We start from the raw sequence: 14,126 nt of genomic DNA on the forward strand, positions 1-14,126 counted from the left end.
CCGCTAATGCCGCCTGTGTATGTGTGATCCAATAAAGAGCTTCAAACGTCCAGATTGGCGACGTTCAGCGCATTTTCCTGGATGAACTCGCGGCGCGGTTCGACCACGTCGCCCATCAGCCGGGTGAAGATCTCGTCGGCGACGTCGGCCTGCTCGACCTCGACCTGCAGCATCGCGCGGTTGGCGGGATCGAGCGTGGTCTGCCAGAGTTGTTCGGCGTTCATTTCGCCGAGGCCCTTGTAGCGCGAGACCGACATGCCCTTGCGACCCGCCGCAAGGATCGCGTCGAGCAGGTCGGACGGCTGGTTGATCGCAGTGCCCTTGGTATCGACGATCGGGGCGTCCTCGTCCTCGTCCGCCGCGGCTGCTGCTGCCGCGCTCTTGATCGCCACCAGCCGGGCGGTCGCGCCATAGGCTTCGGCCTGTTCGGCGGAGAGGGCGTGGAGCTTGCGCGCCTCGGCGGAACGGATGAAGGCGGCGTCGATGATGTGGTGATCGGTCACGCCGCGCCACAGCCGGCGCAGATGATAGCCGCCCTCTTCGGACACGTCGCCGGACCAGGCTGCCTCGGGATCGATCCGGCCCATCCACGCGGCGATCTTGCCGGCGGCGGCGCGGTGCCCGGCTTCGTCGGCGGCCGGGTCCAGCGCGCCCGTCAGCGACAGTGCCTCGATGATCACCGGATCGTAGCGGCGCGGCACGAAGCGCATCAGCGAGCGCATCCGCCGGGCATGTTCGACCAGCTGGCGCAGGTCGTCGCCCGAACGCGCCCCGCCCGCAGTCTCGAGCACCATCAGCCCGAGCCCCGCGGTGACGAGATATTCGTCGAGCGCGGCATCGTCCTTGAGGTAGACTTCGGAGCGGCCCTTGGTGACCTTATAGAGCGGCGGCTGGGCGATATAGAGATGGCCCGCCTCGATGATCGGCTTCATGTGCCGATAGAAGAAGGTGAGCAGCAGCGTGCGGATATGCGCGCCGTCGACGTCTGCGTCGGTCATGATCACGATCTTGTGATAGCGCAGCTTTTCGAGGTTGAAGTCGTCGCGGCCGATGCCTGTGCCCATCGCCTGGATCAGCGTGCCGACCTCCTTGGAGGACAGCATGCGATCGAAGCGGGCGCGCTCGACATTGAGGATCTTGCCCTTGAGCGGCAGGATCGCCTGATAGACACGGTCGCGACCCTGCTTGGCCGAGCCGCCGGCCGAGTCACCCTCGACCAGGAACAGTTCGCATTTGCTCGGATCGCGCTCCTGGCAGTCGGCCAGCTTGCCGGGCAGCGAGGCGATGTCCATCACTCCCTTGCGCCGGGTCAGCTCGCGCGCCTTCTTGGCGGCCTCGCGCGCGGCGGCGGCGTCGATCACCTTCTGGACGATCGAGCGGGCATGATGCGGGTTTTCCTCGAGCCACTCGGCGAGCTTGTCGGCCATCAGGCTTTCGAGCGGCTGGCGGACTTCGGAGGAGACCAGCTTGTCCTTGGTCTGCGACGAGAATTTGGGGTCGGGCAGCTTGACCGAGACGATCGCGGTCAGGCCCTCGCGCATGTCGTCGCCGGTGAGGCTGACCTTCTCCTTCTTCAGCGCGCCCGACTTCTCGGCATAATTGTTGAGCGTCCGGGTCAGCGCGGCGCGGAACGCGGCGAGATGGGTGCCGCCATCGCGCTGCGGGATGTTGTTGGTGAAGCAGAGGACCTGCTCATAATAGCTGTCGTTCCATTCGAGCGCGACATCGATGCCGACATCGTCGCGCTGGCCGTTGATCGCGACCGGATCGGGCATCAGCGGCACCTTGGTGCGATCGAGATATCTGACGAAGGCGGCGATCCCGCCCTCGTAGAACAGCTCGACCTCCTTGCGCTCGGCATGGCGCTCGTCGACCAGGAACAACCGCACGCCCGAATTGAGGAAGGCGAGCTCGCGATAGCGATGCTCGAGCTTGTCGAAATCGAACTCGGTGATCTTGAAGGTATCGGCGGAGGGCAGGAAGGTGACCTTGGTGCCCTTCTTGCCGTTGGCGGGGCCGACGACCTTGAGCGGGGCGACCGCGTCGCCGCGCGCGAACTGCATGTAATGTTCGAGATCGTCGCGCCAGATCGTCAGGTCGAGCACGTCGGACAGCGCGTTGACCACCGACACGCCGACACCGTGCAGGCCGCCCGAGACCTTGTAGGCGTTGGCGTCGTTGGTGTTGTCGAACTTCCCGCCGGCGTGGAGCTGGGTCATGATCACTTCGGCGGCGGAAACGCCCTCTTCCGAGTGGATGCCGGTCGGAATGCCGCGGCCATTATCCTCGACCGACACCGAGCCGTCGGGGTTCAGCGTGATGATGATCCGGTCGCAATGGCCGGCCAGCGCCTCGTCGATGGCGTTGTCCGAAACCTCGAACACCATGTGGTGGAGACCCGATCCGTCGTCGGTATCGCCGATATACATGCCGGGCCGTTTGCGAACCGCATCGAGGCCCTTGAGGACCTTGATCGAATCGGCGCCATAGCTGTTGGTGTTCGGGGTGTTTTCGTTTTCGCTCGTCATGCCGAGCATATAGCGACGGCCGTCACAAAACCCAACAAAAAGCGGTCTGATGGCGTTCGGCATCGGTTGCGCGGCGGATATGATCGGCTGGGCGTGAGAGTCTGGCCGGCAGCCCGCCAGGGGGTGAAGCTGTGAATTCTGCTGCCAGCGTCATCCTGAACTTGTTTCAGGATCCACCGCGCCACGGGAACGCCCTCCAGGCTGCCGAGTGGATGCTGAAACAAGTTCAGCATGACGATCGGAAACGCATGTGGTTTCAAACGATCTCCACCACGCCCGCGCGCACCGTCAGCCAGGTGGCGTCGCCGATCCCGTCGAACAGCGCGCGCTCGGTGCCGGTCAGCCAGATCTGGCCCCCGCTCGCCGCCAGCCGCTCGAACAACGCGGCGCGGCGCAGCGGATCGAGATGCGCGGCAATCTCGTCCATCAGCAGCACCGGCCGGCTGCCACGCCGCCCGGCGACCAGATCGGCATGGGCGAGGACAATGCCGAGCAGCAGCGCCTTCTGCTCGCCGGTCGAGGCGCGCGCGGCGGGCTGCGCCTTGGCGGCGTGCACGACGGCGAGGTCCTGGCGGTGCGGGCCGGCCAGCGTCCGCCCCGCCGCGGCATCGCGTGCGCGGCCCTGGCGCAATTCGTCGGCAAGCGGCGCGGCGCTGGGCGTCCAGCCCTCGATCGCCAGTGCCGCCCGGGCAAAGGGGGCGTCCGGCTCATGGGCGATGCGCTCTGCCAGCGCGGCGACGGTGCGGGCGCGGGCTTCGGCGATCATTGCGCCATGGTCGGCCATCTGGGCTTCGAGTGCCTCGAGCCAGGCCATGTCGGGACGGCCGTCCTGCCCCAGCAGCTTGTTGCGCGCCCGCATCGCCGCGTCGTAGCGGCTGGCATGATGGGCATGGCCGGGCTCGATCGCGAACACCAGCCGGTCGAGGAAGCGCCGCCGCCCCTCGGCGCCCTCGGTGAACAGCCGGTCCATCGCCGGGGTCAGCCACAGCAGCGACATCCATTCGCCGAGCGAGGCCGCCGATGCGGTCGCGCCGTTGACCCGCACCTGCCGGCGATCGGGCGCGCCGGCGCTGGTGCCGGTGCCGATGCGCACCCCGGCGCCGAGTTCGGCCGCGACCGAGAAGCCGCCGGGGCCGCCCTCGCGCGCCATCTCGCCCAGCGCCGCGCCGCGCAGGCCCCGGCCCGGGCCGAGCATCGATATGGCTTCGAGTATGTTGGTCTTGCCCGCGCCATTCTCGCCGGTCAGCACGACGAACCCCGCGCCCGCCGCGATCGTCGCCGAGGGATAGGAGCGGAAGTCGGTTAGCATCAGGCGGGCAACGGTCATCGCCACCTTGTTGCCCAGCTCGTCATTCCAGCGAAAGCCGGAATCTCCCTTCTCTTCCGTTTCGCTGCCTCTAATGTCGGTGAGGCAGTGAGATCCCGGCCTTCGCCGGGGTGACGATGGGGGTGGGTGGATGCGTCGCATCGCAATGTTGGCCGCAGCCACGATAATGGGGATCGCCAACCCCGCCGATGCCGGGTTGCGCGCGGTCTATGTCGACATCGGCAAGGCCAAGCAGCTCCAGATCGATGTGTTCGACAATGGCGATGCGCGGATCGCGGAGGTCGGGAGCGAGGATTATGGGCTGCTGATCGACGGCCAGTTCTACATCGTCGACATCGAGGGCGGAAAGCCGACCGTGGCCCGGTTGGCCGATGTCGCCACCGCCATCGACAAGGTCCTGCCGCCGATCTTCAAGGGGCTGTTCGACCAGCCGGCCGCGGCGATGCCGACGACCCGGCTGGCGATCGAGGCGGGCGAGGCGGGCAGCGCCGGCGGCCGCGACGGGCGCGTCTATCATGTCAAAGGGCTCGACAGCAGCAACCCCGACAAGGCCACCGACTATCTGATCAGCGAGGATCCCGAGCTGAAGCCGGTCGGCGCGGCGCTGGAGCAGTTCATGAACGCGGCGCTGGTTCCGGCCGCGCCGCTGATCGGGGCGATGGCGCCCGAGATGATCGCCGAGACCCGCGCGATCTTCGCGCTGGGCACGCCGATCGACGTCGGCGGCCGTTTCCGGCTCAACCTGGCCGGCAAGGCGGCCTTCCCGGCGGCCTATTTCCGCCTCCCGGCGCAGCCGCAGACGGTGCAGCAGCTGGTGGCGGCGATGAAGCTGTCGATGGAGAAGAAATAGCAGCCCGGCAGCCCCTCTCCGCGCGGAAGAGGGGCGAACGGAATCAGTGCGCGATGCCGGCGGCGGCCAGGATCGCCAGCGTCAGCAGCTCGGCGGCGGTCGAGGACATCGTCGCGATCTGGACCGGTTTTTCCATGCCGACCAGCATCGGCCCGATCATCGAGCCGCGGCCGAGTTCGCGCAGCAGCTTGGCCGAGATGTTGGCCGACTGCAGGCCCGGCATCACCAGCACATTGGCGGGCGCCGACAGGCGGTTGAACGGATAGAGCTTCATGATCGACGGGTTGAGCGCCGCGTCTGGCGCCATTTCGCCCTCATACTCGAAGCTCGCGCCGCGCTCGTCGAGCAGGCTTACCGCGCCGCGCACCGTCTCGAGCCAGTTGCCCGGTGGGTTGCCGAAGGTCGAATAGCTCAGGAAGGCGACGCGCGGCTCATGGCCCATGCGCCGTGCGACCGCGGCGGTCGCCTCGGCGATGTCGGCCAGTTCGACCGCCGACGGGCGTTCGGTGACGGTGGTGTCGGCGATGAAGGTGGTGTGGCTCTGTCCGACGAACAGGTGGATGCCGCACGGCTTCTTGCCCTCGACCGGATCGAGCACGCGGCGGATCTGGCGGAAGGTGCCGCTATAGGTGCGGGTGGTGCCGGTCACCATCGCATCGGCCTCGCCGAGCGCGAGCAGCAGCGAACCGAAGATGTTGCGATCCTGGTTGACCATCGCCTCGACCTCGCGGCGCAGCGTGCCGCGGCGCTTCAGCCGGTCGTAGAGATAGTCCACCATGCGCTCGATCAGCGGCGAGTTGCGGCTGTTGTGCAGCTCGTAGCTCTCGGGATCGTCGACGCCGAGCGCGCGCAGCTTGTCGGGGACGTCGTCGCGCCCGACCAGCACCGGGGTGCCATAGCCGAGATTCTTGAACTGGATCGCGGCGCGCAGCACCACCTCCTCCTCCGCCTCGGCGAAGACGACGCGCTTGGGATGGGCGCGCGCCGTTTCCGATGCGAGCGTCAGCACCGAGGTGGTCGGGTTGAGCCGCGCCTTCAGGCTGTCCTTATAGGCGGCCATGTCGAGGATCGGCTTGCGGGCGACACCGGTGTCCATCGCGGCCTGGGCAACCGCCGCGGGGATGATCTCCATAAGCCGCGGATCGAACGGCGCCGGAATGATATAGTCGCGGCCGAAACGCGGCGCGGCGCCGCCATAGGCCGCGGCAACCTCCTCGGGCACCTGCTCGCGGGCGAGCTCGGCGAGCGCGCGGGCGGCGGCGATCTTCATCTCCTGGTTGATGCCGGTCGCGCGCACGTCGAGCGCGCCGCGGAAGATGAAGGGGAAGCCGAGCACGTTGTTGACCTGGTTCGGGAAGTCCGACCGGCCGGTCGCGACGATCACGTCGTCGCGCACCGCCTTGGCATCGGGCGGCAGGATCTCGGGATCGGGATTGGCCATCGCGAAGATGATCGGATGCGGCGCCATCGTCCTGACCATCTCGGGCGTCAGCGCGCCCTTGACCGACAGGCCCAGGAACACGTCGGCGCCGTCGACCGCCTCGGCCAGGGTGCGCTTGTCGGTCTTGGTGGCGTGGGCCGATTTCCACTGGTTCATGCCTTCGGTGCGGCCCTGGTAGACGACGCCCTTGGAGTCGCACAGCAGCACCTTGTCGGGCGAGACGCCGACCGCCTTGACCAGCTCGGTGCAGGCGATCGCGGCGGCGCCGGCGCCGTTGACGACGACGTTCATGTCCTTGAGGTCGCGCTTGGTCAGGAAGGCGGCGTTGATGAGACCCGCGGCGGCGATCATCGCCGTGCCGTGCTGGTCGTCATGCATCACCGGGATGTTCATCCGCTCCTTGAGCGCCTGCTCGATGATGAAGCATTCGGGCGCCTTGATGTCTTCCAGGTTGATGCCCCCGAAGCTCGGCTCCATCAGCGCCACCGCGTTGATGAAGGCTTCGGGATCCTCGGTGTTCAGCTCGATGTCGATCGAATCGACGTCGGCGAAGCGCTTGAAGAGGACGGCCTTGCCTTCCATCACCGGCTTCGAGGCGAGCGCGCCGAGATTGCCCAGGCCGAGGATCGCGGTGCCGTTCGAGATGACCGCGACCAGATTGCCCTTGGCGGTATAGTCATAAGCGGTCGCGGGATCGGCGGCGATCGCCTTCACCGGCACCGCGACGCCGGGGGAATAAGCGAGGCTGAGGTCGCGCTGCGTCGCCATCGGCTTGGTGGCGACGATCTCGATCTTGCCGGGCCGGCCGGTCGAGTGGAAGAAGAGCGCCTCGCGGTCCGAAAACTGCACCCTGCTGTCGTTGCTCATCTGATTCTGCCCCCTCGGTGGCTTCTTGTCTGCCCGCGACGCTTGTGGGGCATGGCCGGGGAGTCGACAAGCCGCTATCAGCCGGATCATGGCGCAAAACGCAAAAATCGATACGGCCCCGGCGCATCCGCCGGCGAGCCCGGCGACCACCCCGATGATGGCGCAATATCTCGCGCTCAAGGCCGCGGCCGAGGATTGCCTGCTCTTCTACCGGATGGGCGATTTCTTCGAGCTGTTCTTCGACGATGCCAGGATCGCCTCGGCCAGCCTCGACATCGCGCTCACCGCGCGCGGCGAGCATGACGGCGCGCCGATCCCGATGTGCGGCGTTCCGGTCCATGCCGCCGAGGGCTATCTGGCGCGGCTGATCAAGGCGGGACACCGCGTCGCCATCGCCGAGCAGACGGAGAGTCCCGCCGAGGCCAAGAAGCGCGGCGGTTCCAAGGCGCTGGTCGGACGGGCGATCGTCCGGGTCGTGACCGCCGGCACCCTGACCGAGGAAGCCTTGCTCGATGCCCGCGCTGCCAACTGGCTGGTTGCGGTGGCGAGCGCGGGGCAGGGTGCGGACCGCCGGCTGGGGATCGCCGCGGCGGACATCTCGACCGGCCGCTTCGAGATCGCGGCGCTGCTGCCGTCCGCCCTCGATGCCGAACTGGCGCGGCTCGCCGCCGCCGAGATCGTCGTCCCAGAGGCGTTCGAGGATAGCCCCGCCGGAGCGGTGCCCTGGCCGCGCGAGCATTTCGATTCGGCGCGCGGCGAGGAACGGCTGAAGCGGCTGCTCGGCGTGGCGACGCTCGACGGCTTCGGTGCCTTCGGCCGCGCCGAACTGGCCGCGGCGGGCGCCCTGATCGCCTATCTCGACCGGGCGGGGCAGGGCAGCCTGCCCTTCCTCCAGCCGCCACGCCGCCGCGTCGTGGCCGATCATATGATGATCGACGCCGCGACCCGCGAAAGCCTGGAGATCACCGTCTCGCAAGGCGGCGGGCGCAAGGGCAGCCTGCTCGATGCAGTCGACCGCACCGTGACCGGCGCGGGCGCACGGCTGCTCGGCGCGGACCTGTCGGCGCCCCTCACCGACGTTGCCGCGATCATCCAGCGGCTCGACCTCGTCGCCTTGTTCGAAGGGGACGGCGCGGTGCGCGAGCGGTTGCGCGCGGCGCTGCGCGCCCTGCCCGACATCGGCCGCGCGCTCGGGCGGCTGGTCGCCGGCCGTGGCAGCCCGCGCGATCTCGGCCAGCTGCGCGAAGGGCTAGAACAGGCAATAATGCTGCACGCCATGCTGCAGCAGGCGGAGCCGATGCCGGGCCTGCTGGCGAGCCTGCTCCCCGCACTGGTCGGCCATGATCAACTGGTCGGCCTGCTCCGGCGCGCGCTGGTCGCCACCCCGCCGATCGATGCGGCGCAGGGCGGCTATATCGCCGAAGGCTATGATGCGGCATTGGACGTGCTGCGCGGCCAGGGCGGCGAAGGGCGCAAGGCGATCGCCGCGCTCGAGGCGCGCTACCGCGCCGAAACCGGCGTCGCCTCGCTGCGCATCCGCCACAATGGCGTCCTCGGCTATCATATCGAGGTCCAGGCCAGGCATGCCGATCCGCTGATGGCGGCGGATTCGGGCTTCACCCACCGCCAGACGCTCGCCGGGGTGGTGCGCTTCAACGCGCCCGACCTGCACGAACAGGCGATGCGGGTCGGCCAGTCGGGAGCGCATGCGCTCGCCGCGGAAGCCGCGCATCTGGAGGAGCTTGTCGGTGCAGCATTGGCGCGCACCGCACCCATTGCTGCGACCGCGGACGCGCTCGCGCGGCTCGACGTCGCGGCGGGGCTCGCCGAGCGCGCCGTGGAGGGCGGTTGGACCCGGCCGCATTTCGAAACGCACAGCTGCTTCGACGTCCGCGGCGGGCGGCATCCCGTGGTCGAGGCGGCGGTCGCCGCGCAGGGATCGCGCTTCGTCGCCAATGATTGCTGCTTGTCCGAACAGGAGCGGCTGTGGCTGGTGACGGGCCCGAACATGGGCGGCAAGTCGACCTTCCTGCGCCAGAATGCCGCTATCGCGATCCTCGCCCAGGCCGGCAGTCCGGTGCCCGCGGCGGGCGCGCGGCTCGGCATCGTCGACCGGCTGTTCAGCCGGGTCGGCGCCTCGGACAACCTCGCGCGCGGACGGTCGACCTTCATGGTCGAGATGGTCGAGACCGCAGCAATTCTTGCACAAGCGACCGAGCGCAGCTTCGTCATCCTCGACGAGGTCGGGCGCGGCACATCGACCTATGACGGCCTAGCCATCGCCTGGGCGGTGGTCGAGGCGGTGCACGACATCAACAAATGCCGGTGCCTGTTCGCCACCCATTATCACGAGCTGACCCGCCTCGCCGAGCGGCTCGACGGGCTGTCGCTGCACCATGTCCGCGCGCGCGAATGGAAGGGCGAGCTGGTGCTGCTGCACGAGCTCGCCAAGGGGCCGGCCGATCGCAGCTACGGCATTGCCGTCGCCAAGCTCGCCGGCCTGTCGCCACCGGTGCTGGCGCGCGCGCGCGAGGTGCTCAGGAAACTCGAGGCGGGCAAGGCCGCGACCGGCGGGCTGGCGGCGGGGCTGGACGATCTGCCGCTGTTCGCCGCGGCGGCCCAGGCCGAGGAGCCGGCACCCGATCCGCTGCGGCAGGAGATCGAATCCGTCGACGCCGATGCGCTGTCGCCGCGCGAGGCGCTCGAACTGGTCTATCGCCTGAAGGCGATCGCGCGCGAGGCCGGGACATGACCGTGCCGCCGCCCGTTGGTCCAACCCGCTCGTAGGTTCATCGAAACCGCGTTGCCGCTCCGGCCTGCGCCGCCGATCCTGCCGCCGACCCGCAGATCGGAGGATCGATATGAGCACGCCCCTGCCCGCAGCACGCCGCCTGGCGACAGGCGCTGCGCTAGCCGCACTCGCGATCGGCGGTGCCGCCGTCGCCCTCTCCGCCGCGGCGCCGACCGCGCCTTATGCCGCACCGGTGCCGCGGGCTCCCGCGACACCCCCGGTCCCGCCCGCACCCGTGATTGCCTTGACACCACCCGCTCCCCCGTCGCCGCCGACCCGGCCCGCACCGCCCGCCGCCCCTGACGCGGTTCGCCATGGCGGGCTCAGCGCCGCCGATCGCGCCGAGATCGAGGAGGCGGTCGCCGAGGCGCGCGCCGAGGCCCGCGAGGCCGCCCGCGAAGCCGTTGAGGAACGGCGTGAGGCGCTGCTCGAGGCTGCCGAAGCGCGCCGCGAAGCATTGGCCGGGATGTCGCATGAGATGCGCGCCGTACCATCCTATGTCCGCATGGCGCTGATCGATGTCCGCGCCACCATCGCCGCGGCACGCGGGCTGACCGATGCAGAGCGCGACCGGGCGCTCAGTGGAATCGACCGCGCGCTGTCGCGTCTCGACCGGCCGCGCGAGCCGGTCATGCAGTGACGGCAGCTCTACCCACGGCGGCGCGTAGCCGTTCGAACGCGCGACCGAGGCGCAGGTGATCGAGCGCGCCGCCGATCGAGATGCGGACCGCCGGCCCGGCCGCGGCCGGGTCCACCGCGAAGGCGGAACCCGGGACGATCGACAGGCCCTCGGAGCGGATTCGCGCGGCGAGGCCGGCGGGGTCGATCCCGGCCGGCAGCCGCAGCCAGATATGATAGCCCTCGGGATGGGCGGCATAGTCGAGGCCGGAGAGCCACGGCGCTGCGATACGCTGTCGCGCGACGCCCTCGTCGCGCACCTTGCCGATCAGTTCGGCGAACAGGCCGTCGCGCAGCCATAACGTGATCAGCGCCGCATTGAGCGGGGGCGGCATGATCGCCGTCTCATGGATGTCGGCGATCAAGCGCCGCGCAGCCTCGACCGAGGGCGCGCGGACATGCGCGACCCGCAGCACCGGCGATATGATTTTCGATACGCTGGCGATATGCCAGCTCAGCTCGGGCGCGAGGCTGGCCAGCGGTGGCAGCGGCGCGGCCGGCAACAATCCATAGGCATCGTCCTCGATCAGCAGCAGCCCGTGGCGGCGCGCCGCCGCGGCGATCGCGTGGCGGCGCTCAAGGCCGAGCGTCGCCGTGGTGGGATTGTCATTGGTCGGAACGACGTACAGCGCCCTGGCGCCCTGCCGCGCGGCCTGCTCGACCGCGTCGGGATCGACGCCTTCCGCGTCGCCGCCCAGCGCCTGCACGGCCAGCCCGAACCGCCGGGCCAGCGCGAGCATGCCGGGATAGGTCGCCTGGCCGGCGCAGACGATATCGCCGGGCGCCAGCACCGTGCCGAGGATCGCATGGAGCGCATTCTGCCCGCCGGCGGTGACGATCGCCATATCCTCCGTCGTTGCCATGCCGCGCCCGGTCAACGCGCGCGCCGCCTCCTGCCGGTCGCGGATCGCGCCGCCGCTTGGCTGATATTGCAGCAGCGGCGATTGGCCGCCGGCGCGCAACAGCTTGACCAGCCCGTCGCGCATCGCCGTCGGCAGCAGCGCCGATCCCGGCTGCGGCGGCATGATCATGCCGTTGTCGCCGGTCAGGTCGGCGAGCGGCAGGGCGGTGCTGTTGCGGACATAGCTGCCCAGCCGGCCGGCCCCTTCGATCAGCCCGGCATCGCGGGCGATTCCATAGGCGCGGGTGATGGTGGTGAGGTCGACCCCGAGCGACCCGGCCAATGCGCGCTGCGGCGGCAGGCGCTCGCCGGGCCGCAGGCCGCCGCTCCGTATCGCCTGCTCGATGGCATCGGCGATGGCGAGATATTTGGGGCCGCCGGTCTCGGGCAGCCGTTCGAGCCAGCTTTGCATGGAGGGCACCGCCGTTATGTATGGTTGTGTTGCCCATACAATGTCCTAGCTGAAGGGCCAAGGCCGATAGGAGTCGCGTCATGCCCCAACTGATCGAAAAGCAATGGCCAAGGCTGGAGCCGATTCGCACCGGCCTGCGCGGCCGCTGCCCACGCTGCGGCCAGGGACGCCTGTTCGAGGGGTTCCTCGCCCTGGCCAAGGGCTGCGACGCGTGCGGGCTGAGCTACGACTTCGCCGACCCCGCCGACGGCCCGGCTTTCTTCGTGATCTGCTTCGGCTGCATCCCGGCGGTGTTGTTCGCGCTGATGCTGGAGATCTGGGCGAGCCCGCCGCTGTGGGTCCAGCTCGCGACATCGGTGCCGCTGCTGCTCGTCACCTGCATAGCGCCGCTGCGGCCGCTCAAGGGCTGGCTGGTCTGCAGCCAATATTTCTTCAAGGCCGGGGAGGGGCAGATCAGCCGGCCCTGGTATCCCTATGGCGCCGACGGCCCCACGGTGATGCCGAGGCGCCGGCCGTGAATACGGCGCGGCGCCGTCGCCGACCTGCGCACCGCCGCCCGGCGCTCGCACGCCGCCTGGCCGGCGAGGAATGCTGAGCGCGCAGGTGATCCTGCTGCTGCGGGACAAGCGGTGCGGCGCGGCGTTGGCCGTGGGATCCGGGGAAATCCCTCCACATCGGTCACGATGTTCGGTTGAGTATAACCGGCCGTCTGCGTAGGCTCGATCGGCATCGGGGGATCCATTTCAATGAAGGCTCAGCTCTTTAATGGCCTGTTGGCCAGCATGTTTCTCGCAAGTTCGTCAGTGGCGGCCCAAGCGCCGCAACTGCCCGATCCTGCGACACCGGCGCCAGTGGCGAACGGCAAGGAGCCTTCGCTCTATGTTCGCTGCGACGGTAATCCGAACAATATGAGTCAGGGTGAAACGGCGTTGCGCGTCATTTCGCTGATTGCGGTGGTGGGGCTGTTAGCGCCACCGCCCGAAACTGCTGATGCCAGCAAACGGTTGACCGGCAAGGCTGGCATCGATGCGTGCACACAACTGATCGATCAGCCCCCCACCGCTGAGGGCAATGTCGAACGCAGAATCGAGCTGATCTTCGCGCGGGCAATCCACCGGATAGAAATAGGCGATTACGGCGGGGCAATCGCCGACACGCGGCTGCCCGCGACTTATGCGCCGACGCTGGTGGCAACCCGGACCTATAAGATCGGGCTGGGCCTCTCCGCTCTTAATATCGAGGCATTAGCGCTGGTGGGGAAAGGCGATCCCGAGGCGGCCGCTGACTGTGCGCTAACTATGGTTGAAGCGGCGCCCTATGACATCGTCAATCTTGTCCGTGCGACTCCGCTGCTCGCCCTGACTGACCGATATGGTCCGCGAGAGCAGGCGGCGTGGCAAGCGATCGTGCACGCCCGACCGGAGGCGCTGATCATGCGGTCCGAGAGCCGTCGCCGCGCGGGCGACTTTGCGGGCGCCGCTAGCGATGTCGAGACCATCCACGCTCTGATGCTGACGATGACGAAGGATTCCTACCCGGCTCTGGCGGCAGCGGCGGCGCTTGACCATGCCTTTGCCGGTGATGCGGCGGGTGCCGAAAGCCGCATGGTTGAAGCGCGTAGGCAAGCTGCGGCGCTAGCGGCCAAGGGTGACGGCAAGGGGGCCGGCGCTATCGCTGAATATGAGGACTTTTACGGCATTTGGAAACTTGTCCAGGACGGCGACCTTAGGCAGGCTCGCCTGCTGTTCGCCGGTCGTGGCCGGTGGACGGTAATCTCGCCCATCATGGTGGGTAGGCTCGCATCGGCGCTGCGTGCCGGGCTTGGCGGTGACGAAATGGTCGGATCGCTGGCCAAGGATCCTGCCAGCTATCGCAAAGAGCAGCGCGACACGCTGGTTGCCGCGTTACAGAACGCGGATGACGGAAAGAGCCGCTACTTTGCGATCCGCCCGGCGATCCATGAGAGCGACTTCACCCCCTTCGTCTCGAATGTTTGGCGCGCTAAGGAGTCCAAATATCTGACTGCCAAACCCAATGCCGAGTGGAAAGCTCAGATGGTCTCGAGCATCCGTAACGGCGGAGGCCCGGCGAGCGGCTATGCCCTGTTGTTGGACAATGCGCGCACCGCGCAGAAGCTCGGGAAGGCCGGCTTCGTCTCAATGCCCTTCCGCAAATATCTATATGGCCATTTCTTTCGTTTTGGAGATGCGGCGGCGCCGGAACTGCCGGCTGCGCTGCTTTATGACGCGAACAAGGTGATCGCCGACCTCCAGTCCTATTTCCCTCGTCCGGTAAAGCAGTAGTGCACCGTCGCCGACCTAGCTCTTTACC

Annotated in this window: 9 protein-coding genes; 5 read left to right on the forward strand and 4 right to left on the reverse strand. The window is 68.4% G+C overall.

Going from position 1 to position 14,126, the window contains the following annotated elements; translation table 11 throughout:
• Positions 1–41: 41 nt before the first annotated feature.
• Both gyrB and recF read right to left on the reverse strand, forming a co-directional pair.
• Positions 42–2,537, reverse strand: a complete 2,496-nt coding sequence (gyrB, locus tag AC1DQK_RS04825; protein ID WP_477867969.1) for a DNA topoisomerase (ATP-hydrolyzing) subunit B — start codon at positions 2,535–2,537, stop codon at positions 42–44.
• Positions 2,538–2,784: 247 nt separating this feature from the next.
• Positions 2,785–3,855 carry a DNA replication/repair protein RecF gene (gene recF, locus AC1DQK_RS04830; protein WP_477867971.1) on the reverse strand — a complete coding sequence of 357 codons (1,071 nt, stop codon included), beginning with the start codon at positions 3,853–3,855 and terminating at the stop codon, positions 2,785–2,787.
• A gap of 130 nt (positions 3,856–3,985) precedes the next feature.
• On the opposite strand from recF, the gene AC1DQK_RS04835 reads away from it, so the two are divergent.
• Positions 3,986–4,705: a hypothetical protein gene (locus AC1DQK_RS04835; RefSeq protein ID WP_477867973.1), complete on the forward strand. Its 720-nt coding sequence runs from the start codon at positions 3,986–3,988 to the stop codon at positions 4,703–4,705.
• Positions 4,706–4,748: 43 nt separating this feature from the next.
• Here AC1DQK_RS04835 and AC1DQK_RS04840 read toward each other — a convergent pair whose 3' ends face one another.
• Complete coding sequence (locus AC1DQK_RS04840) at positions 4,749–7,013, reverse strand: NADP-dependent malic enzyme (protein WP_477867975.1); 2,265 nt, start codon at positions 7,011–7,013, stop codon at positions 4,749–4,751.
• 154 nt (positions 7,014–7,167) lie between these two features.
• Here AC1DQK_RS04840 and mutS point away from each other — a divergent pair, with 154 nt between their 5' ends.
• Positions 7,168–9,765, forward strand: coding sequence for a DNA mismatch repair protein MutS (gene mutS, locus AC1DQK_RS04845; RefSeq protein ID WP_477869228.1), 2,598 nt, complete (start codon positions 7,168–7,170; stop codon positions 9,763–9,765).
• Positions 9,766–9,874: 109 nt separating this feature from the next.
• Positions 9,875–10,444, forward strand: a complete 570-nt coding sequence (locus tag AC1DQK_RS04850) for a hypothetical protein (protein ID WP_477867977.1) — start codon at positions 9,875–9,877, stop codon at positions 10,442–10,444.
• Here AC1DQK_RS04850 and AC1DQK_RS04855 read toward each other — a convergent pair.
• A complete protein-coding gene (locus AC1DQK_RS04855) occupies positions 10,434–11,795 on the reverse strand; it encodes an aminotransferase-like domain-containing protein (protein WP_477867979.1) in 1,362 nt (453 codons plus the stop codon). The genes AC1DQK_RS04850 and AC1DQK_RS04855 overlap by 11 nt on opposite strands.
• 80 nt (positions 11,796–11,875) lie before the next feature.
• Between AC1DQK_RS04855 and AC1DQK_RS04860 the strand changes: the two genes are divergently transcribed.
• Positions 11,876–12,313, forward strand: a complete 438-nt coding sequence (locus tag AC1DQK_RS04860; protein WP_477867981.1) for a DUF983 domain-containing protein — start codon at positions 11,876–11,878, stop codon at positions 12,311–12,313.
• Between the two features lie 228 nt (positions 12,314–12,541).
• On the forward strand, positions 12,542–14,098 hold the full coding sequence (locus tag AC1DQK_RS04865; RefSeq protein ID WP_477867983.1) for a hypothetical protein: 1,557 nt from the start codon (positions 12,542–12,544) through the stop codon (positions 14,096–14,098).
• The last annotated feature ends 28 nt before the right edge of the window (positions 14,099–14,126 follow it).

The sequence above is a fragment of the Rhizorhabdus sp. P4_G5 genome (assembly GCF_056401065.1).